The sequence below is a fragment of the Xanthomarina sp. genome (assembly GCF_035306705.1).
Lineage (GTDB): Bacteria > Bacteroidota > Bacteroidia > Flavobacteriales > Flavobacteriaceae > Xanthomarina.
Genome location: NZ_DATGNO010000171.1, coordinates 1 through 22,704, shown reverse-complemented (window position 1 = coordinate 22,704; position 22,704 = coordinate 1). Strand labels below are relative to the sequence as shown.

Annotated in this window: 16 protein-coding genes and 1 pseudogene; 7 read left to right on the top strand and 10 right to left on the bottom strand. The window is 35.1% G+C overall.

All coding sequences use genetic code 11. From position 1 onward, the window contains the following. The 4 genes from VKY47_RS13740 to VKY47_RS13725 all read left to right on the top strand — a co-directional run. Positions 1 to 565 (top strand): T9SS type A sorting domain-containing protein (locus VKY47_RS13740; RefSeq protein WP_324313409.1); only part of this gene is annotated, 565 nt, incomplete at its 5' end. 1,166 nt (positions 566 to 1,731) lie between these two features. Then, entirely contained in the window at positions 1,732 to 3,075 is a 1,344-nt protein-coding gene (locus tag VKY47_RS13735; RefSeq protein ID WP_324313408.1) for a dicarboxylate/amino acid:cation symporter, read from the top strand. A 30-nt stretch (positions 3,076 to 3,105) separates the two neighbouring features. Further along, positions 3,106 to 4,179 (top strand): AOC03_06830 family ribosome hibernation factor, encoded by a 1,074-nt coding sequence (locus tag VKY47_RS13730; protein WP_324313407.1) that lies wholly within the window; start codon positions 3,106 to 3,108, stop codon positions 4,177 to 4,179. A 71-nt stretch (positions 4,180 to 4,250) separates the two neighbouring features. Then, on the top strand, positions 4,251 to 5,069 hold the full coding sequence (locus VKY47_RS13725) for an SDR family NAD(P)-dependent oxidoreductase (protein ID WP_324313405.1): 819 nt from the start codon (positions 4,251 to 4,253) through the stop codon (positions 5,067 to 5,069). A gap of 219 nt (positions 5,070 to 5,288) precedes the next feature. Here VKY47_RS13725 and VKY47_RS13720 read toward each other — a convergent pair whose 3' ends face one another. Then, a complete protein-coding gene (locus VKY47_RS13720) occupies positions 5,289 to 7,511 on the bottom strand; it encodes an FUSC family protein (protein WP_324313404.1) in 2,223 nt (740 codons plus the stop codon). A gap of 183 nt (positions 7,512 to 7,694) precedes the next feature. Here VKY47_RS13720 and VKY47_RS13715 point away from each other — a divergent pair, with 183 nt between their 5' ends. Together VKY47_RS13715 and VKY47_RS13710 are read left to right on the top strand one after the other, a co-directional pair. Then, positions 7,695 to 8,429, top strand: a complete 735-nt coding sequence (locus tag VKY47_RS13715; protein WP_324313402.1) for a YoaK family protein — start codon at positions 7,695 to 7,697, stop codon at positions 8,427 to 8,429. 74 nt (positions 8,430 to 8,503) lie between these two features. Further along, on the top strand, positions 8,504 to 9,400 hold the full coding sequence (locus VKY47_RS13710) for a DUF6929 family protein (protein WP_324313401.1): 897 nt from the start codon (positions 8,504 to 8,506) through the stop codon (positions 9,398 to 9,400). A 58-nt stretch (positions 9,401 to 9,458) separates the two neighbouring features. Here the strand turns inward: VKY47_RS13710 and VKY47_RS13705 are convergent, their stop codons facing one another. After that, positions 9,459 to 9,977, bottom strand: coding sequence for a c-type cytochrome (locus VKY47_RS13705; RefSeq protein WP_324313400.1), 519 nt, complete (start codon positions 9,975 to 9,977; stop codon positions 9,459 to 9,461). Between the two features lie 237 nt (positions 9,978 to 10,214). On the opposite strand from VKY47_RS13705, the gene VKY47_RS13700 reads away from it, so the two are divergent. After that, the gene (locus VKY47_RS13700) at positions 10,215 to 11,423 is read left to right on the top strand and encodes a M24 family metallopeptidase (RefSeq protein ID WP_324313399.1); all 1,209 of its coding nucleotides are present in this window, start codon (positions 10,215 to 10,217) and stop codon (positions 11,421 to 11,423) included. Between the two features lie 29 nt (positions 11,424 to 11,452). Here the strand turns inward: VKY47_RS13700 and VKY47_RS13695 are convergent, their stop codons facing one another. From VKY47_RS13695 to VKY47_RS13660, 8 genes and pseudogenes are all read right to left on the bottom strand, one after another. After that, positions 11,453 to 12,598 carry a universal stress protein gene (locus tag VKY47_RS13695; protein WP_324313397.1) on the bottom strand — a complete coding sequence of 382 codons (1,146 nt, stop codon included), beginning with the start codon at positions 12,596 to 12,598 and terminating at the stop codon, positions 11,453 to 11,455. A 434-nt stretch (positions 12,599 to 13,032) separates the two neighbouring features. Further along, a complete protein-coding gene (locus VKY47_RS13690) occupies positions 13,033 to 15,369 on the bottom strand; it encodes a hypothetical protein (RefSeq protein WP_324313395.1) in 2,337 nt (778 codons plus the stop codon). Between the two features lie 17 nt (positions 15,370 to 15,386). Beyond that, a complete protein-coding gene (locus VKY47_RS13685; RefSeq protein ID WP_324313394.1) occupies positions 15,387 to 16,553 on the bottom strand; it encodes a Pycsar system effector family protein in 1,167 nt (388 codons plus the stop codon). A 256-nt stretch (positions 16,554 to 16,809) separates the two neighbouring features. After that, the gene (locus tag VKY47_RS13680; protein WP_324313392.1) at positions 16,810 to 17,229 is read right to left on the bottom strand and encodes a heavy-metal-associated domain-containing protein; all 420 of its coding nucleotides are present in this window, start codon (positions 17,227 to 17,229) and stop codon (positions 16,810 to 16,812) included. A gap of 25 nt (positions 17,230 to 17,254) precedes the next feature. Further along, on the bottom strand, positions 17,255 to 18,988 hold the full coding sequence (locus VKY47_RS13675) for an efflux RND transporter periplasmic adaptor subunit (RefSeq protein ID WP_324313391.1): 1,734 nt from the start codon (positions 18,986 to 18,988) through the stop codon (positions 17,255 to 17,257). Positions 18,989 to 19,008: 20 nt separating this feature from the next. Further along, positions 19,009 to 21,510: a heavy metal translocating P-type ATPase gene (locus tag VKY47_RS13670; protein WP_324313390.1), complete on the bottom strand. Its 2,502-nt coding sequence runs from the start codon at positions 21,508 to 21,510 to the stop codon at positions 19,009 to 19,011. A 118-nt stretch (positions 21,511 to 21,628) separates the two neighbouring features. Beyond that, positions 21,629 to 22,306 carry a DUF3347 domain-containing protein gene (locus VKY47_RS13665; protein WP_324313388.1) on the bottom strand — a complete coding sequence of 226 codons (678 nt, stop codon included), beginning with the start codon at positions 22,304 to 22,306 and terminating at the stop codon, positions 21,629 to 21,631. A 79-nt stretch (positions 22,307 to 22,385) separates the two neighbouring features. After that, positions 22,386 to 22,704, bottom strand: a pseudogene (locus tag VKY47_RS13660) (TolC family protein); the annotation flags it as partial.

Genomic DNA, 22,704 nt, shown 5'->3' with positions numbered 1-22,704 from the left:
CCCAAGCGACATGTCCTTCATCATTGAAAATGAAAAATATGTCATCCAGGGAGTCGGTCAATTCGATATAGATAATATGTATCCTGTAACCTTAGATTTAGGAATTGCCGGAAACATTGAAATTGAATTAACAGATCTAGAAAACTTCGACACGGACATTGATGTGTATGTATATGATGCCTTATTAGGTACTTACTCTCGTATCAATACGGTTAATTACCAAATAGCCCTAGATGCTGGAAGTCACGCAAACAGATACTTTATTACCTTTAAGGAAGAAGGCACGCTGGATGTTGTGGACGACCAATTCTCGAATGTGATAGTTAGCTACTTAAGTGCCACTAGTGAGATTTATATTAATGTACCAACATCCATGGAAATCAAACAAGTGTATCTAGTAAACATGTTAGGTCAAACGGTGAGATCTTGGAATAAAACCAATGCGCCGCTATCTCATGAATCCAGACTTCCTGTTAAAAACATTTCGGAAGGCACGTACATCATTAAAGTAAGGACTTCAGATAATGCGCTCATCAACAAGAAAATTGTTGTAAAACAAGATTAATAAAAATTGAAACATAATGTAAACAAGCGATCCGAAAGGGTCGCTTTTTTTTGCTATATCATTCGCATCCGAGTGATTTATCTATCTCCAAAATAAAATATATAGTTATTTTAGGACGGGTCAATCCCCATACCTTTCCCATACCTTTCCCATACCTTTCCTATGGCTTCCCTATGGCTTCCCTATGACCTCCTATGAGTATGGTGAAATTCCCTTTACAATTTAATCTAAACACATGAGTAACAATTAGTGTCTCCTTTATCAAAAACCTGTATAGCCATTTCAAGACGAATCACCATCCCCTTTAAAGGATTATAAAGGTGTTCCCCTCGACTGGACTCTAATTCTCAAAAGTAAGCTTCAGGGGTCCTTTTCAAGTTTTTTAATACCTCGTCAATCTTTCAATAATATCAGGATGTATTTATTTAATACCCTATATAGTTATTTTAAGACGGATCATGTTATCCCCTCGAGGGGATTATAGGGGTGTTTAACACTCCAAAGATAATATATGACTTTGTTCCTATCTTTTTATTTTAAACACATGTTCAATAACCACATGAGTAACAATTAGTGTCTCCTTTATCAAAAACCTGTATAGCCATTTCAAGACGAATCACCATCCCCCTTTAAAGGATTATAAAGGTGTTCCCCTCGACTGGACTCTAAAGAGAGTTTGTATTTCTCAAAAGTAAGCTTCAGGGGCTTTTTCAAGTTTTTTAATACCTCGTCAATCTTTCAATAATATCAGGATGTATTTATTTAATACCCTATACAGTTATTCTAAGACGGATCATATTATCCCCTCGAGGGGATTATAGGGGTGTTTGTTACTCCATGGATACTCCATAGATACTCCATGGATAGTGTATGGATAGTGTATGGAATGATGATCTATAATTCGTGTGAAATTAAATCTGAAAATCAAGCGTCAATTCGCGTGAAATTAAAAATAGAGTTAAATCCAAATGCTTTTATAACTATAGGGCATTTATCTATTCACCCATAGCCTTAATTAAGGTGATGAATATCATTTTTATAAATCCATAGCTGACCAATATCATAGCCTATCCCAAACAATACCCTTAACTTTGAACGAAGTCAACAAAACGATTATTTTATACTAAGACCGTAAATTACTTTTCAATAAACCCAAAGAAATTAATATGGAATTTAGACCTCTAACGGCTTTATCCGTCCATTTAGAAAGTCTTATTAAAGGACGATTATGGCTTCAAGTAATTATTGGATTATTTCTTGGTGCCGCTGTAGGAATTCTATTGAATCCTTCTACGGGATTGGTTTCTGAAAGCTTTGGTTCCTGGCTGGCCAATTGGATGGAACTGCCCGGCCAAATATTTATGAGGCTCATTCAAATGGTGATGATTCCGTTGATTTTCGCCTCTATCATATCTGGAATTGTTAGTAATACCTCCGACAATTTAAAGACCTTTGGTTTAAGACTCTTTCTGTATTTTATTTTTACCACAGTTGTAGCCATTATCATTGGACTTTCTGTGACCCTTATCATGAAACCGGGGAAATACGTGCTATCGCTTGGCGGATTCCCTAATAGTGGAAAAGAAATTATCCCTAAAGAACAGACTAGTTTAATAGATAATATTCCTACAGCTATTTCAAACCTCATTCCTAACAATCCCTTGGAAGCTGTTTTAATGGGTGAAATGCTGGGCATCGTTATTTTTACCATAATCATTGGAATTGCCATCACCCAGCTGAAAGAAGACACGGCCCATCCTATCATTAGGTTTACAGAAGCTATTCAAAAAATCTGTATGATAGTGGTTTCTTGGGCCATGAAACTCGTACCTTATGCTGTATTTGGTCTTATGGCCGCTTTACTGTCTAGAATTGGAGTTGGTATTTTTCTGGGTCTGGGATATTATATGGGAGTCGTCCTTATTGGCCTATTGGTTCTCATATCCTTTTACCTTTTGCTGGTTTTATTTGTTGCCAAAAAGAACCCTTTCAAGTTTTTACAAGCTATCAGAGAACCTCAATTACTGGCCTTCTCTACGGCAAGCTCGGCTGCAGTAATGCCGGTATCCATGAAAACGGCCGAAGAAAACCTTAAAGTGTCCTCAAATATAAGCGACTTTGTAATTCCAATAGGAGCTACAATTAATATGGACGGCACAGCGTTATTTCAATGTGTTACCACGCTATTTTTGGCTCAAGCTTATGGAATAGAATTATCGATTGTTAACCTAGTTCTAATAACGGCAACGGTTGTAGCTGCCTCCATTGGAACGCCCGCCATTCCTGGAGGAGGTGTCATAATTCTTGCTTCTGTACTGGAAAGTGCTGGCATACCAATAGATGGTTTAATTGTTATTATTGGTATAGATAGAATTCTTGGAATGTTTAGAACCGTAGTAAACGTAACTGGAGACCTTACGGCCTGTGTGATATTTGATAGGTTTTACGGAACTTCAACACAACCCAAACCCATAGAACTAAAATTACAAACGGTAGTTAGTACCGAATAAAAATATATGAATCTTTAAAACAAATTAAAAATGAACACCACTTTAAAACAACTAAAAAACATGCGTTCGGAGAATTGTATTACTATTATTATGAATACACACCGAACAAAACCCGACTATTTAAAAGACGCCTTACAGCTTAAAAACTTGATCAAGGATGCCGAAAATAGACTCATGGCAGATACCGATAAAAAGTCTGCCCAACAGCTAGTTGGTAAATTACAGGAATTAGCAGGACAAATAGACCACAGTCATAATTTAGAAAGTTTAATACTTTTTGTCAATAAAGATGTTACGGAATATACAAGGTTGCCAATTAAAGTGGTAGACCGTGTTGTTATAGACGAAACTTTTGCTACTAGAGACTTAATAAGAGCCATGCATATAGAAGCCAATTATTATGTCTTGGTTTTAAGCAAGGAGAGAGTAAGACTTATTGAAGCTTCTAATAATAGGGTTGTTAAAGAATTTGGTAAGCCATTTCCGCTAGAAAACAAACAGTTTTTCAATAAAACCACACCAGAACCATCTGTAGCTTCTCGCCAATCAAGTTTAACTGCCGAATTTTTTAACCAAGTAGATAAAGAGGTAAATAGTACGAGACATCAAAATCCTTTACCTGTTTTAATTTGTTCGGTGGAAGAAAACTATTCGGAATATTTAAAAGTAGCCGATCAGAAACACAGTTTCTTTGACGTCTTTCTTAACAAAAACCAAATCGGAGAAAAAGATCATGCCATAGTTAATGAGGCCTGGAAGCTTGTGGAAGCACATCTTGTTAAACAAAACAACGAGAGAAAATCTGAATTGGAAAAAGCGGTTTCCGATAATAAATTCTTAAGTGATACCAATGAAATCTATAAGGCCATTACTGAAGGGAAAATTCAAACGCTTTTTATAGAGCAAGGTTTGTTCCAACCAGCCGTCATGGAAAATGATGAAATTATTTATGTGTCCAACGAACACAGAAGTAACACAGATGTAATTGACGATATCTACGACGAGCTTATAGAATACAATATGAGCTATGGAGGCGATGTCGTATTCCTTCCAAAAGGAGAATTAACGAAGTTTAATGGTTTTGGAGCCATAACTCGTTACTAAATCTAGATCCTGTCAGGTTGTTAAAACCTGACAGGTATTTTATTAAATACAACTTATAAAACATCTTTAAAATGAATACAGATAAAAAAGTCATCGTAATTACGGGCGGAGCTGGAGGAATTGGTCAGACATGCGCGAGAGTTTTCAAAAACAATCCCTTAATTATTACCGATTACTCGCAAGAAAGCGTGGATAAAACAGTTGCAAGCCTCATAAAAGAAGGCTACCAAGCTACTGGAATTGCCTGCGATATTACGGACAAAAAAGATGTCGATAAACTCGTAGATTTCACCTCGAAAACTGGGGAACTAAAGGCTTTAATCCATACCGCTGGAGTGAGTGGAACGGTTCAAGACCTAAAAAAAGTGTTTACCATCGATTTAATCGGAACAGATATTTTAATGAATGCTTTTCACAAACTGGCAACCAAAGATTCTGTAGCTGTACTCCTAGCCTCCATGATGGCACATGTAGTTCCTGCAAACGAGACTTACGATAAAGCCCTTTCTAATCCGCAAGCTCCAGATTCCTTCGAAATTGTAAGACCTTTTGTAAATAACAGCTCGGATATGATGTATAATTTTGCAAAACGTGGGGTTATTCTACTCTCCCATAAATATGTGGACGCTTGGGGAGCAAAAGGCGCTCGAGTGGTTACCGTATCTCCAGGAGTTATTGAAACCCCGATGTCATTAAAAGCTGCTGAAGAACATCCAGAACGCATGGAAATAATAAAACAAGCAACACCTTTAAAAAGAAATGGAAAACCAGAAGAGGTAGCAAATGTCATAGGCTTTTTGGCTAGTGATGCGGCCAGATTTATTACAGGTACCGATATTTTAGTAGATGGCGGCGTGATTCATAATATTAAAAAAATGGAACATGTATAGCCTAAGAAGTTAATAAGTTAGTGGCAGAGTTATTATTAAGAGCTTCACAGAATCTCTTATTTTAAATTTTGCGTGAATCTGCGATATCTGCGGGATAAACAGGTCTTGTTTCCCATAGACATCGCAGGTTTATTCATTTAAGCTTTTTTGAAAATACTAAACTCGTGCAAGACCTCAAAAAACATCCAACTCACCATCTTAACAACTATACAAAAAACCCTAATCAAACTGAATGGAATTCGATACCTTCAACATACTTCTGCTCATAGCATACAACCATCGAAGTTGCTCCCATACCAAATGAGCTTCTTGATAATTCCTTTCTGAAGGCGAATCCTCAGAAGCCATAAAGCGCATTTTGCTTGTTAATTGCTCATTGAAAAAAGCAGCTTCATTTGGAATATGTATGGTTTTTTTAGCAGAAGGATTACTTAAAACCGTCATTACCAAACTTAAATTATGGTCTATTTTATTAGCAGCTTCTTTAAACATTTCAGAGGCCTCTGTAGTTGGATGATGCTGAATATAAGAACTTAAAGACGCCAAGGAAGATAAAAAAGCATGGTTTAACTCCACCAGTTCATATATCTTATCTAGGTTTTTCTGTTTGGATTTAGGCTCTTGTGCCATCCGTTGAAAAGCCGAGTTTAAATTAGAGGTTTCTAAAAAAGCTCTTTTTCGCGCCAATTTATAACTGGTAGAAGCCTTTCCCTTATTTTGATAAAATTGAGAAATTTGATTTAAAAAATCCTTGTTGGCCGCAACACTGGTTTCTATGTTTTCACTTATTTCCGAAAAACTCCAGGCTGGCCACAACCAAAGCATAGCCATAAAAGATAACCCAGCTCCCAACACGGTATCTATAATTCGATATTGAATTACAGACAAAACATCGGGTTGAAGTATGGCATAAATAAACACCACACTCAAGGTAATAAAAGTAGCAGAAGCTTTATAATTTCTCTGTACCATAGAAATGGCCACAACCAACGAAAGCACACCTAAAATACCATACACAACCGGATTTTGGATTAAAAACACCATTCCCAAGGCAATGCCTCCACCTAATAAAGTTCCTATAATCCGGTCTTTGGAACGGGTTTTTGTAAGCCCATAACTTGGCCGCATAATAACAATAATGGCAAGAAGAATCCAATATGGGTTTTGAAAGGAAAACACTGTTCCTATAACATACCCAACCATCACGGTTACTGCCAACCTCAAGGAATGCCTGAAAATATTGGATTGTAAGCTAAGATTTCGAACTAACAACTTAGGATCGTAATCTTGAGACACTATAAAACGTTTCAGCTCACGAGTGTCTATAAATTCTAAATCGTCCACATTCGGGTTTCCTAAAAGCCATTTAATACGTTTTAATTTTTGAAACTGCTTTTCCTGATATTCCAATAAATTTTGAAGCATCAAAAATGCCTCATAATCTTTTGTTACTGTTTCCAATTTAAGGACGTTTATTTGCGCTTCTACCTGTTTAAAATAATCGGTTAAATCTTTATTATTAGGTAGTTTTTTTACATTATTTCCAGCATCGGCGATGCCTCTTAATTGAAGTGCCATTTCAAAAATAAGATTCTGAAAACTTGTAACATAATGGGGATGTTTCTCTAACAAAGCATCCATTTTTTTATATTTTACAGGATTGGCAATGGCTGTTTCCAGCATTTCTACAAGTTGTGCAAATATCAATAAACGCTTTCCTTTATAATTGGATCTTCCAGATTGTTTTCGTGTATGAACTAAAATCTCTCTTAAACTAGCATGATTTTCAACCAATTCACTTTGCAAATCCAACAACCTAGTTTGTAAACTCTCCCGATTGGCTTGCGGCCCAACCAATTGTCCTCTAGTTTCTAAAAATTCAGCTGTAAGTATAAAAGTAGCTGCTAATTTTTCTTCCGTTTGAGCTTTCGGATTAATATAATACCATGTCATGGCAATCAATAAATACCAAAGCCCACCTATTCCTATTAAAATGGCATATTGATAAATTTCCAACACATCGCTGGTATGAGCAAAACTCAATACCAAAGCCAACAACCCAGAAAAGCCAATTAGCGACGCTCTAAAACCATAAACTGATATAAAGGCGATTCCAAAAGTTAAGATGCCAAGAACTGGCACTGTAAGCCAGGTTTGAAATTGTAAATACCCTCCAATAAAACTAACAATCATAATTAAAAGCGCAGAAAACAGAATGCCATTGATTTTGTGTTTAAGTTTTCCGCTAACATCACTTGGAGAGCACCAAAAAGCACCAAAACAAATGGCTAAGCCAATATCCAGTTGATTTAAAAATATTCCTAAAAGTATAGGGATAGTAACTGCAATTCCTGTTAAAACTGCTTTCGAGAAGTCGCTGCTTTTTAAGAACTGTAAGAAATCCTTATAATTTTTAGATATAAATTGATTGACTTGACCCAAGGTAATTTATTAAGAAACCAAAGGTACAATTTAGCAACTAAATGAGCACTTTTTTTATAAATAAGGAAAAATAAATCACGACATGTAAAGCAACTGCCATCAAACTTAAAAAATTGCTGATTTATTGATTGAAAAACCTTGTAGATTTATGTATTTTCGCATAGAAAAGGAAGTAAAAGCAACATGTTTAGACATCAGGGTAAAAGTCGGACTTTAAAACATAACATTCATCTTGCAACAGTTTTGTCGTTTGTTGCAGGACTAGTAAATGTGGTTGGATATTTATCCTTTAAACAGCTAACAACAAACGTTACGGGGCATTTTGCCTTATTCGTGAACGACATGTCTAATTTTGAATTCTGGAAAGGCACCATTTACTTTTTATATATTTTTTCGTTCTTATTGGGCTCGTTTACATCTAGCTTTTTAATAGAGTCTTTTAACGAGAGCAAAAAAATGAATGTATTTGCACTCCCAACAATCATAGAATCGCTTATTCTAATTTGTATTGCACTTTTAAGTAATTTTACAGGCCTTCTTCATCCAAACACCATTGCCTGTTTGCTGCTGTTTTCTATGGGACTTCAAAACTCCTATGTAACAAAAATCTCGAATGCCGTTGTTAGAACCACGCACTTAACAGGACTTTTTACCGATTTGGGCATTGAACTTTCGCAATTGTTTTTTCCTAAAACCAAACTATACAGAAAGAGTATAAAAGCGACTATTAAATTGCGGGTTTATATTATTTGTTTTTTCTTTTTAGGAGGTCTTTCTGGCGGGTTCTTCTTTTCAACCCTAGATTTAAAATTGAACACCCTCCTTATTGGAGCTGCTATTTTACAAATGAGTTTGTTTTACGATGACTTAAGATTTTGGCTGATTACTAAAAAAAGAAAGTACAGAAACGACAACTAATAAATCGATGTTGTGAATGACATCTCAAAACAGATCAATCATCTTTACAGCATGGCATCTTAAAAATAAACTCTGTGCAAAAAACTAAATTAGATATTGAAATATTAAGTTGTCAGATTTTGGAAGATGTGCCAAGTGCCTCTGGAATCGTTAAGTTTAAAGAGGGTTTCTATGTTATTGGTGATGATTCTCCTTATTTATTTCATCTGGATAACAACTTTAATATTCTGTCAGAAAGTCTGATTTATTCTCCTAAAAAACTCCAAGGCCATAGAATTCCTAAAATCGATAAACCCGATTTTGAAGCTATGGAAATGATAAGTGATACTGAAATTCTTGTTTTTGGTTCTGGCTCCAAATCTCCCGAACGGAATGTATGTGTTTTGATAAAAATAGGAAAGGAAATAAGCTATGAACTATACGATATTTCCCTGTTTTATAAGTATTTGAGAAACATGGAGTTCATGCATGGCTATGAACTCGATATAGAGGCACTAGCCATGAATGGGGATTTGTTGCATCTTTTTAACCGAGGTCGAAATATCATTTTCCGCTTTTCATATAAAGACTTTATTACCTATTGTAAAACTGGAATCAACTTTCCTATTCCAAAAGCCAATCTGTTTTCTTTACCAAAAATAAATGGCTTGGAAGCTGGTTTTTCAGGCGCTACTACTTTTGAAGACAAACCATATCTTATTTTTACCGCTACAGTAGAAGATGCAACCAATGCATATGATGATGGGGATATTCTAGGAAGTTTTATTGGCTTAATTGAAATAAAGCATGGAGAACTTGCCGATGATTTTTTAATTCAACACATTCCCAATCCAGGATTTCCTTTAAAAGTGGAATCTGTAATCATCGATAAAGTCATTTCCAAAACCCAAACCGATCTGGTTCTTGTAACGGACAACGATGGAAAACCTTCAGAAATAATTAGGTTGCGAATGACTTTGAATGAGATTTAGCTTTAAAAGTTTACAAACATATATTAGTGACGATTTTTGTTGAAACCACCCCTACTTATTATTTTTGTCCTTGTTCCAAGATTTTCTCTTTTCTGTTATCTCTTTCAGGATCGTAGGTTTTATACATATCTCCCATTTGTGATAAATATTTTTCGGGATTGGATGTTCCTCGATGACACATCACACAGTTTACAACATGAACTTGATGTGGTTTTGGGTCTGGAAAGTAAGGCTTAAAATAATTCTCATTAATTTCATTGGTCATGGTTATCATTCCGCGAGCAATTTCTTTCTCAATTTTAGCATCGTTAGCAAAATCCATTTCAGTTGGATCCAGTTTACTTGGTACATGGCAATATTTGCAGTTTACTCCAAGAGAAGCTGAGTAGTTGTTCATAAGATGTGTCAAGCTATCCTTTGATATGTCTTGAGGAAGCACCTTGAGATTTTCCCAAGGAGTTTGAGCTAAGTAAACTTCGTTGGTTCCATGATCTGCCTTGAAAGCGTAAAAAGCCAATACCATCATTAAAATTCCAATGGTAGGAAAAAATGCAGGTAATTTTCTATTTGTTTTCATAATGTCTTTGTTTTAAGTTAACTACGACATTAAATTAAGAAAAAAATCCTTTAGTTTAACATGAAATAAAATTACAAGAATCAAAAACTCGAAGTTGCATATAAATACATTTTTAGATGAAGGTTCAAGACATGGAGTCCATGGTATATAAACAATGAATGAGGATTCTTGCATCTATTCTTTTGGTATTCGTAAACTCCTTTGTAAATTTACCTAAGTTTTAAAATTACATCTAGCATGAATAGCAACAGATCATACGGCATTGGTGGAAGTACACCAGAAGTAGAACTTTCTAAGTTAATCGAACCTACTACGAAACCTTCACCTATTAATAACACCGAATTTCAAAACAGACTCGATAAAGCCTGTGTGGCCTTAAAAGCAAAAGGGTTGGATGCGTTATATATCAATGCTGGAACCAATTTATATTACTTTACCAACACAAAATGGAATCCGTCCGAACGGATAGTTGGTGCGCTTCTTTTTGCAGATGGGACACTTCAATATGTAGTTCCGGAATTTGAAATAGGAACTTTTAACGATTTTATAGGAATTGAAGGCAAACTCATTCCATGGGCGGAACACGAATCGCCTGTACAGAAAATAGCTGAAGTTGTTTCAGAAGGCACACGTTTAGCTGTTGATGATTCTACAGCTTTTACCATAGTTTCCCGCTTTCAGGAACACAAGAAATTTAAAATCAGTAGTGCGGAGGAATTGATTAGAGACATCAGAATGTTGAAAAGTGAAGCCGAGATTGCACACATCCAATACGCTATGGATTTAACCATGCAAGTTCATCAGGCAACAGCTAGAATTTTAAAACCTGGCATTACCACATCAGAGGTTGAGATATTCATCCATAAAGCGCATCAAAAACTAGGAATCGCCAGTGGCTCCTATTTTTGCATTGTTTTATTTGGTAAAGATTCTAGTTTTCCACACGGTGTAAAATCGCCTAAACCACTGGCAGAAAATGAAATTGTATTAGTCGATACCGGCGCTAAGTACCACGGATATCTTTCAGATATTACAAGAACCTATATTTATGGAGACGCCACAGACAAACAAAAGAAAATTTGGACCAATGAAAAAACGGCTCAATTAGCAGCATTTGATGCAGCACAACTAGGTAAGCCTTGTGGACATATTGACGACCAAGTTCGTGTACAATTAGAAAAAGATGGTCTAGGACCAGATTACGATCTACCTGGATTGCCTCATAGAACGGGTCATGGCATCGGTCTCGAAATTCACGAACACCCATTTATCTTGAGAGGAAACAAAATTCCACTCCAAACAGGAATGGCCTTTAGTATTGAACCAATGATTGTGGTACCAGAAGAATTTGGCGTGCGTTTGGAAGATCATATTTACATGACTAACAAAGGTCCTAAGTGGTTTACCCAGCCAGCGCACAGCATTGATAATCCTTTTGGTGTATAATGAAAAAATAAGTACTTTATCTCAAGGTTCTATGTTCCAGATGTATAGTATTTTTTAATTTCTTGTGCAACTTCATCATCCCATAAGCTGGTTAAAACCTCATTCGCCATATCGCTATAATGCTTTGCTTTTATATGATCATCTATAATTTTAAAAACTTTGGCAAGTTTGAACATGGATGGAATATGCACACTGTTGATTTGCAAACAAATTAAATATTGTCCGATGGCATCCTTATGGAATCCATTTTTAAACAAATTGTTTGCGTTTTTATAATGGGCTTCTATTTCCTTTATCTCATCGTCATATTTTATTTGAAAAACATCTTCCGATTTGGTTGTAATAAAAGAACAAGGCACTTCGCGGGTAACTTTTTCTGTAACACTTCCCATTACAAATCTTTTTATCCCAGAGCGGCCGTGTGTTCCCATAACTAATAAGTCATGATCGTTTTCTTTTATAGCTTTTAATATTTCCACATGAGCGGATCCAGCTTTAAGGTCAATATGATGGTTTATTCCTGTTAAATCAAACTCCTTGATAAATTCTTCCATTTCAACTTCAAACTGTTTGAGCCTAATAGAATTTTCTTCTTCAACATCCACTCTAAGTCTTGGTGAAAAGGACTCATATTGTTCATAAACACTTAAAATTGTTAATTTAGCATTAAAAAATTTCGATAATAAAATAGCCGTTTTAAGGGCATATTTAGCAGGATTTGAAATATCTACAGGGCACAGAATGTTCTGTAGTTTATTTTCTTTATCTGACTTAGAAACCCATACAGGTTTTTCAGATTGTCGCATAAGTTTTTCGGCTGTAAATCCACGCTTAAATTTTTCTTTTTCTTTACTGCCTGAACCTGTTAAAATAAGATTAACATTCTCCTTATTAGCTATTTTAAGAATATTTTCAACGGGTTTGCCATATTTAATTATGGGCTCACTAACTGTTATTCCCTCTTTCTTAAAAATATTTTTTATTTTATTCAATGCTTCAGTAGCGGTATTAATTACAAGATCCTTGATGGCATCTTTTAAACCTTCTTCTGGTAATACATATAAAATGAAAATTTCAGAATTACACAACTTGGCAATTTTTATGGCTGTATTTAATTGTTCTGTTGAATCGATATTGACATCAATTGGGACTAATATTTTATCGAGTAGCTTCATGTTTTATAAAAATATTTATGCATTAATTTAAGTTCCGTATCTCCATTCTTTAAAATATTTTGACATGGAACAATTCGTATCTAAAAATAGAACAATCTTTGTAAAAGAACTACCTATTGATGATAAAAGTATCAGAATATTTAAATCCTACTCTTTCAGTAGTCACTTAAAAAAGTTCTCCTCTTCAATGCGCTCTCGCAACTGAAAGCAGTAAAAATCTTATCCTACTTTTATATAGATTTAAGGTTGATTGGAAGCAACATCATTTTTATATGGTATTAAAAACCCAAAATCTAGACCGAAATACATATCCATAGATGAGACGAATTAAATATGCCTAAATTGGCAAATAAGACGTCTAAATGTACCTCCTTAAAGATGATAAGCAGCACAACTGACCACTAAGTTACTTTATATAAAATTATGTTTATTTTTTAAACTGTTTGTAGGTCTTCCAAGGTGAAAATATCAGATACTTTTTGTAGTTTTTCATTCAAATCTACTCGAATAGCTTTCAATCCACTTGCTCCTTGAAGTTCTTCTAATTCAACTATTTCGATGTTTTTTCCTATATAGTTTTTTGCTTGTAAAAATTCAAAATAGGATAAATATTCACGTTCCATAGCCGTACTTGAATAAACCACACTAAGCTTATGCGCTTGTGTTAAACGTTCGTTGGTGTTTTTGAGATGTGCTTTATCTATACGTTTTTTTATCATTTCATAACGTACATTATAGGCTCCATCTACATCAAATTGTTTTTCATCTATTCGATAGCGAATAGTAATGGGTACATCGTATGCTAAAATTAAGGATGCAACCTTCAGCTGCAACGGAAACTCTTTTTGTTTTTCATAATACATGGCTTCCATCTCGCAAGTCATTTGAAGCTGCCACAAACGTAAATTGTATAAAACAGTTGGATGATAACTTAAACTCTTGGTTATAGATTGCCCTACATACAAATTGTGTTCGATACCATCCGTTTTGAATTTTTCAAAATAATGAGGGAAAATTTTCTGAGCTTTTAATTGCTGTTTTTCCAAGAATGCAGACATTTCTTTATTTCCCATTTCAATGGTTACATCATAGGCTTTTCTAGCATCATATAAACTATTGGTCGTTTTATCGATGGATTTAAGGAATTCTCCCAAAACATTTTTATCCTTTGAATTATTTTGAAAATGTTCAAATAAAGGAATGAGTTGTTTTTCAAAAAACAGCGTAATTTCTTGTTCTGAATTGGTATGAAAGTTTTCATTTAAATCAAATAAGTAGTTATCTATTTGAAATATTAGTTGTTCGTAGAACGGTAAATCTATTTTAGTTCTATCTATAAGTATTTGCTTGCTTATTTCTAGCTGTTTTGTTAAATCTATTTGAATCGCTTCGTTTCTGGCATTCGATGAACCTACAACATCCACTTGTCCAAAAAGTGGCACAACATCCTTAAATACTATTTCATGAAAAACCGGGTTCTTCCCATAATTTCGTTCTTGTATATATTGTCTAGCTTCTTCTTGAAAACGCCACTCTACAGAAGGATGAATTGCTGTACATTCTTGCTGTATAACTGCACTTATTTCATTTTGATATTCTGAAAACGTACGTTTGGAATAACTTAAAATAAACGGCATAATTGCTTCTAACTTAACCATATTAATGGCATTAAGTTGATTTGGCTTAAAAGCGGCCAATTCTATAATAAAACCTAATTCTCCATTTATTGGGATAGGAATTAAAGCAGCACTTTTTAATCCTCTTTCTAACAAAAGCTTGCTTAACCGGTTGCCCTTAGTTTGTTTGTGATAGGTTGCAACATTTGAAATAATTATTGGTTTGCAATCTTTGAATAACTGATTATTAATATGATTACATGCATAGTTACCAACACCAATATGTTCCTCAGGTAATATGGTTAACATATCAAAACTTCTATCAAACGGTGGGGTAATGACATTGTCTGCCACACTATAGCTACCAAGTTGCAAATCTGGAATATTGAATATGCGTCTAATATCCTTTTTTAAATATTCAAAACTTTCGGTATTGGGTTCAATTAAATGTGTTTTAAAATCGTCTATGCGCTCATCCAAAGAGGTATCAATAAGAGTTAAAATTCCAAATCCTTCAAGGGTCCATGAGTCCTTTGGAAAATATTTTTCCCAAATATCAATTCTGTCCGCATGACTCAATAATTCGTCTAAAATCTCAGGTGTAATTTCTATGGCTTTTTCATTTGGATAGATATCCAGAAAATCAGCATTAAAAACTACCCGATACCTTTTACTATTACCCCGTTTATCGGTTACTGATATTGTTTTTGGTCTTTCAAAATCTACCTGGTATTTATAATAAATATTTAATATAATGGCATATGTAAGCAAATCGAAAGAGCCTTCAAACTCCTTGTATAGACTATCAAATAGATTCTCGTCTGTATTGGCTGTGTTGATAATGTTTTGGAGTCTTGCACTGCAATAAAACACCTCGTTAGAATGAGGAAAAACAGCTCCTTTAATTTCGTTATCTGTTAAAGCAGTTGGAAAAACAAAAGTCATTAACTGATCTAAAACAGGTTTCTCTGTAAGGAATTCTGCAATAGATTCTGTTCCCCTTAACAATACGGAATCCTTATCAAAAAGTTCTAAAGCTTGCTTCGCTTGTGTATGAACACTTTTGTTGTTGGATTTTAATAAGGCTTCAAGTTTTTCCTTTAATAAGCGTAAGGACATAATTACTTTAAAGGGTCTTGTATTTCTATTTTTCATTTTTTCCTTAATTAATATTATGCGACTAGATTTATATAATAACTATAAATAAATGCTGCGGATGATATAATAATTCCAAACATAAAAACAGTATAGGTAATTCGTAATAATTTATATTTCCTATTAAGCACAAGTCCTAAATAATATAAATCTTTGGTGAGTGAATTGTATAAGGTTTCTTCGTTATCCATTAAATAGTCGATTCCCCATTCAAAATCTTCCAAACTCATTTTTTGAAAGTTTCCAAAAAACAGGATGTTGGTTTTATTCTGCCGAATCATATCTTTAGTAATTGCCACATTAGATATTTTTGGACGTGTAGATAAAACAGATAGCACCACAGAAGCCACACTAAAAAGTGTTAAAATTAAAGTGGGATATACTAAAAATAAATTTGATGGACTATCCAGTTTTGGAATTAAATTAGATAGTGCTACCGAAATAATAATAGCATTTACAGAGAGTAAAATATTGGCTTTAGTATCTGCAATGGCACTTAATTCTATATGATTTTTTAATTGTACTCGAAACAAAGTCTCCACACCTCTGCCAAATCCTGAGCTTTTTCCTTTTTTCTTTTTTTTAGTTGAAAGTCTATCTAATTTCCTTTGAACTTCTAATTGGTTAATTTCCTTTTTTGGCTGCCAAAGTTTTTTTGCAGAATTGGAGTAAAACGAATGATTTTTTAGAAAAACCAAAGTCTCTTGCATCCATGCAATTTCAGAAAGATTGCATTGGTTTTTGACATTTAATTCTTTCATCAGATTCATTGAAATGTCTATGAATTCTTCAGAAGCTACATGGCCACAATCGGCATCTTTAATAATTCCTTCTAGTTTATTCTTGGGCTCATACTCACTTTTTGTAGCTAGAATTAATTGCTCAACCAAACTCTGGATTTCTTCAGAAACTCCTTGTTGTTTTAAAAAGGAATGAGCCATTTTCACACTTTCTTCTTCGTGTTCCTTATCAGAATGAATATAACCCGTATCATGAAACCATGCTGCTACCAGTAAAGCTATTGTTTCCTGTTCCGTGCATTGTTCCTTGGCAGCTAATTCTTCAACATGAGCTACAACGCGTCTAGTATGAATGGCGTTATGATAATAATTTGTTGATGAGAGCTGCTTATTTAACAGTTCTGCTACATATATTTCTACTTGGAATAAAAGCGCTTCTTTCATTTTACAAATTTACATTGTTTAATAATTATGAATGCCTTGAATCTCATCTTTTACTAACTTTAAAAGAGAAGCTTTTTCTAAAATACTATAAATAGAAATGAAACAATATGAAAATCCAGAATTATTTTTTATTGCCTATAAGTTCCTTAGACGAAATTCATTCAAAAAACTTATAAAAGAAAGGAAAAAAATGGCATTGAAATATAAAAAAAGAGCTCTAATAAAGAACTCTTTTTTTACATCTACTATTTTTTAATTAGTGTACCTCTGCTTTTATGTCACCAGATTGATTCATTTGCATGTCGTGATCGTATTTACAACATCCTGGTAAATTTTCATAGGCATCTAAATGTCCAGTTGCTTTTTCTGTATCATAACCTGATGCTGCAATGGCGTTATGAATTGCCATAGCATCCGTTTTGGTATCATCAAACGACACGTCGATTTTCTTTTTATCTACATCCCAATTAGCACTAGTAACACCTGCAACGCTATTTGCTGCTTTTTCGATGGTTTTCTTACACATGCCACAATTACCTCTTACACCAAAAGACAGGTCTGCCATGGCAATTTCTTCAGATACTTCAATTGTTGCCGTTTCTTGTTTTGCTTCGTTTTTACAACTGGTTAAACCCATACCTGCAATTACAGCGATACTTAAAATTACTTTCTTCATTGTTTTTAATTTAATTGTTTTTAATTTATTCTATAATTTGTTTTACTTCTCCACATGTTAACATGGCATCTCCAAAATATGGGTTAAGAATTTCTTCTTTAGTACTTAACCAATATGCCCCAACATCATTATTCACCATGGGACAATAATCCACATATACCGTTTGGTTGATACCAAAAGTTTTCACGGCATTAATTAAATGTGCCGAAAGATGAATAAAATGATCTCTTTGTTCTTTAATATCAGATGTTTTTGAAATTGCTAGGGCAGCCTCTCGAAGTTCCTTATCCAACAGCATCCAATGACTATGTCCTGGCTCCTCTTTTACAAGCTTCATATCCACTTTTTGAAGACTTTTAAGCAAATCCCCAGCCGCCTCTTTTGGTGTTTCTGAATCGTCCTTGACCAAAGCATTTTCAATGGTCATATAATCATCAAAAACTGCTTTTAACTGGGCCTGAAACTTTGATGGCACTTCCAATCTTTCAACATTCGATAAATACTTTGTGGCATCTATTTCAGAAGGTCCTTCGGTATTCATCATACTCTTCTTACCCTGAAGCTGTGCTGCCGCATCTACTGTAAAAGTACCATGGGTTACTATTTCTTCTCCATTGGACAAACCATCAAGAATGGTATACATCTCACCGTTTTTAGCACCTAAGCCAACTTCGCGCATTTTAAAAATGGGTTCGTCTGGATTTGTTTTCACATAGACCAAAGATCTATTTCCTGTCCAAAGTACTGCAGATGCTGGAACACTTATTTGTGATTGATTATTAGTGTTTTTTGCTATCTGAACTTTTGAGGTAACAAACATTCCTGGTTTTAAAATAGCCTCTTTATTATTTAAAGTGGCTCTAACTGAAACAGTTCGGGATTGGGTATTTAAACTTGGATCGATAAAAGAAATGGTGGCTTCAAATTCCCTATTGGGATACGCATTGGTAGTTACAGATATTTTTTGACCTTTCTTTAGCTGTGAAATTTGGTTCTCATAAGCGTCAAACATGGCCCATACAGTTCCTAAATCACTAACTTTCACTATAGGTTGCCCTTGTTTTACATAATCGCCTTCCTCTGCCATTTTTTCGGAAACCGTACCAGAAACAGTGGCATAAATTGGGAAATTCTCTCGTACTTTTCCAGAAGTTTCAATTTGGTTAATTTGGTCTTCCGAAAGTTTCCATAGTTTTAATTTATTTCTAACGGCTTTATACAAGGCGGGTTGGGACTCCTTCATAGAAGCTGCCGTTAAAAGTTCCTGTTGTGCTGCCACAAGAGCCGGTGCATAAATGGTAGCCAATAACTGTCCTTTTCGGATTTCTTCTCCGGTAAAATTGACATTTAACTTTTCTATTCGACCTTCAAAATAACTGGCTTGCACCGCATTGGCTTCTTCATTAGGCATAATTTTTCCAGAAAGCAATAAAGAGTTTTCTTCTGTTTCAGAGCTATTACCTACAACTGTTGTTTGAATATTTGCCAAGGCCATGGCGTTGGTTGTCATTCTTATCTCATTCAAGGCAAGACCTTCACCTCCAGAATCTGCTGGGATTAAATCCATGCCACATAGTGGGCAATCGCCTGGTTCGGGCTGCATGATTTGTGGATGCATGGAACAAGTCCACATTTGTGAAACCTCTTCGGCATGTTCGTGGTTGTCATTATTTGTCGCAGTTTTTCCACCGAATAGCAGAAAACCACCTAGAAGACCAATAATTAAGGCCGCCCCAATGTAAATGATATTCTTTTTCATTTGTTTAAATTTTGTTTAAGTTAAACCTTAGCGGTTCTTAATCTTAATGCATTTCCAATAACAGATACCGAACTAAAACTCATGGCTAAGGCAGCAATCATAGGTGATAATAAAATACCGAAAAATGGAAATAAAACGCCTGCTGCAATCGGCACTCCTAAGGTGTTATAAATGAGTGCGAAAAAGAGGTTTTGCTTGATGTTTTTCATCACAGCATGACTTAGTTTTCGAGCTTTAACAATACCGTGCAAGTCGCCTTTTACCAAGGTAATCATGGCGCTTTCGATAGCCACATCTGTACCTGTGCCCATGGCTATTCCAACATCACTCTTCGCTAAGGCCGGTGCATCATTGATACCGTCACCTGCCATGGCAACTACCTTTCCTAGTTTTTGTAATTTTTCTACTTCCTTGAGCTTATCTTCTGGGAGCATGCTTGCCTTAAAATCTGTAAGATGAAGTTCTGTGGCCACTGCTTGCGCTGTGTCATGATTATCGCCAGTCATCATAATAACTTCAATACCTCTTTCTTGAAGTTCTTTGATGGCTTTTGCACTTGTAGGTTTTATTTTATCGCCAATAACCACATAACCAACAACCTCTTTGTCTATCGACAAATAAGAAACAGTTTTACCTTGTTTTTGATAAGTTTTTGCTTTTTCTTCCATTTTTGAAGAAATTTCTGCTTGCGCATAACTCATCATTTCAGGATTTCCTAATGCGACGTTTTTAGCGTTTACTTTACCTTCAACACCTTTACCAGTAACGGCACTAAATCCATCAGATTTTAATACTTCGGCTTTCTGTTCTTTACCATATTTAACGGTGGCTTCTGCCAATGGATGTTCGGAATTACTATTTAAAGACACAATATATTGAAGCACCTCAGCTTCGGAAAAACTAGTGCCAAAAGCACCCACTTTTTCCACAGTTGGTCTTCCTTCAGTAATAGTTCCTGTTTTATCAATAATCAAAACATCTACTTTATCCATTTTCTCAAGGGCTTCAGCATTTCTGATTAAGACGCCATTTTGAGCGCCCTTTCCAACACCTACCATAACGGACATAGGTGTGGCCAATCCTAAGGCACAAGGACAAGCAATAATTAATACGGCAATGGCATTGACCAAAGCATAGACATAAGCCGGTTCTGGTCCCCAAATGGCCCAAACTCCAAAAGTTATTAAAGATATAATAACTACTACCGGCACAAAATAACCCGATACTTTATCGGCTAAATTTTGAATGGGCGCACGACTTCGACTGGCATCATTAACTAACTTGATAATTTGAGACAGTAAGGTATCGCTTCCTACTTTTTCTGCTTTCATCAAAAATGTTTGATTGCCATTAATAGTTCCACTGCTTACTTGGTCGTCTATAGTTTTACTTACAGGTATCGGCTCTCCAGTAATCATCGATTCATCGATACTAGTCTCTCCTTCGGTGATGATACCATCTACAGGAATTTTTTCACCTGGTTTCACCTTTAAAATATCGTTCAATACAATTTTATCGATACTTACTACTACCTCTTCGCCATCTACCATTTTAACGGCTTTATTAGGCGCTAATTTTAGTAACTCTTTGACCGCCGAATTGGTTTTACTGTGTGCACGCGCTTCCAACAATTGACCTAAAAGTACCAACGTTAAAATTACGGTTGCGGCTTCAAAATAAACGTGTACCGCACCAGATTCCGATAGAAACTGATCTGGAAAAACATCTGGAAAAAGCATGGCTACCACACTGAACAACCAAGCCACACCAGCACCAATGCCTATCAAAGTAAACATATTAAGATTCCATGTTTTTATACTTCTATAAGCACGTTCAAAAAACATCCAAGTGGCATAAAACACCACTGGAATGGAGAGTGCAAATTGAACCCAATTCCAACTTTGCTGCTCCATAATGTCATATAATGGATTTGTAGTAAGCATTTCGCTCATGGCAATAATAAAAATTGGTAACGTGAAGGCCATGGCTATCCAAAACTTCTTCAATAGTTTTTTATAGGTTTTCTCTTCTGCCGAAAGATCGGGTTGCATGGGAACTAAATCCATACCACATATTGGGCAGGAACCTGCTTCATCTTGTACAACTTCTGGGTGCATCGGGCAGGTCCATTGCTCTTTGGTTATAGCTGATAAATTTTGCTCTTCGACCAAATCCATGCCACACACCGGGCAATCTCCGGGTTTGTTGTAAATTTTATCGCCTTCGCAATGCATTGGACAATAAAAAACACCGGTACCCACACCTTTTGGAAGTTTTTCTTTCTCGATTTCGGAAATATGGGGTTGTTCTCCCACATTATAGATGCTATAACTTCCCCCATCATCTTTTAAAGCTTTCTGAAACTTTTCGATTGAAATATGGTTTTCCATTTCAATGATTGCTTCTTTTTTCTCTAAATCCACGGTAGCCTTTGAGACGCCTTCCACCTCAGAAAGTATCTTTTCAACGTGGCTTCTGCAACCATTGCAGGTCATTCCCTCTATGCTGTATGTATGTGTCATTTTGGTTTTTTTAAAAATTAGTTATTCATATTATTCTATATGAAGCTTTCGTTCAATCATTCAAACAAAGACTTTAAAGTAACTATAGATATATTAGAACATCCTCTAAAAGGTGTAATTAATTTATTTTCTTTTGTACGGTTCCACATGTCATCATTTTACTACCAAAGTATGGATTTCTAATATTTTTCTCAGCACTCAACCAAGCACCACCATCTCCGTACATGGGACAATACTGTTGGTAAAGTGTGTGTTCTGTTCCGGTAATAGCTACCATTTCGGTTATTGCATTGTTCAACATCTGAAAATGAGCACGTTGTTCCTTCATACCACTATGTGCAATTTCTCCTGAATGTTCGATGGCCGATGCTATAATTTGCTGTAATTTCTTTTGTTGTTCAGTAGGATAGCTATCTAATTTAAAACTTTTTAAGGTATTTTCAAGTTTCTTTCCAGCTTCTGAAGCCGCTTTATTATCCGTTTCTACTAAAGCATTTTTAAGTGTCATATAGTCTGCCAATACCAATTCTGATTCAGGATTTTGTACTTTGGAAACCATAATCTCTTGTGATTCTTTCATATCATCATTGTTCATTGACGAGTCATGATGATGACCATCATCCATCATTTCGGAATCCATTCTATAATGAGAATCGTCCTTTTTTGTGTCTCTACAGGACATTATTGTAAGGCTTAAAAAAGCCATTGCAATAATTGTTGTAGTTACTCTTAAATTTTTCTTCACAACCTTTTTATTGTTGTTTTTATGTTTGTTATTTTTATTCGAAAAGTTCATGTTGATTCTGATTTAAATGAATACTTATTTTTTTTTTAGCTATCACATTATAAGATAAGCTATTTTCATAGATAAATACTTATAATTTCCTAGCCGTAAAATAGTCGATAACGCTTGTTTGCTTGAAATAATCACCTATAGCTTCAATTCGATTGATTTGAAATTGCAACTGCAGTTCCTGCACATCCAAAACCTCTCTAAAATCAATCGTGCCAGTCTCATAATTTTTAAACAATATTTCTGTTGCGTTCTCCGCCTGCTTTAGATTCTTGTTTTGAGCTTCCAAACTGATACGTGCGGCATTTCTGCTTCTAACGGCTGCTTGTAATTGTGCGAACAAAGAGTTTTCGGAAGCCTGTTTTTGAATGTCAAGCTCTTCATATCTCAGCTTGTTCTGC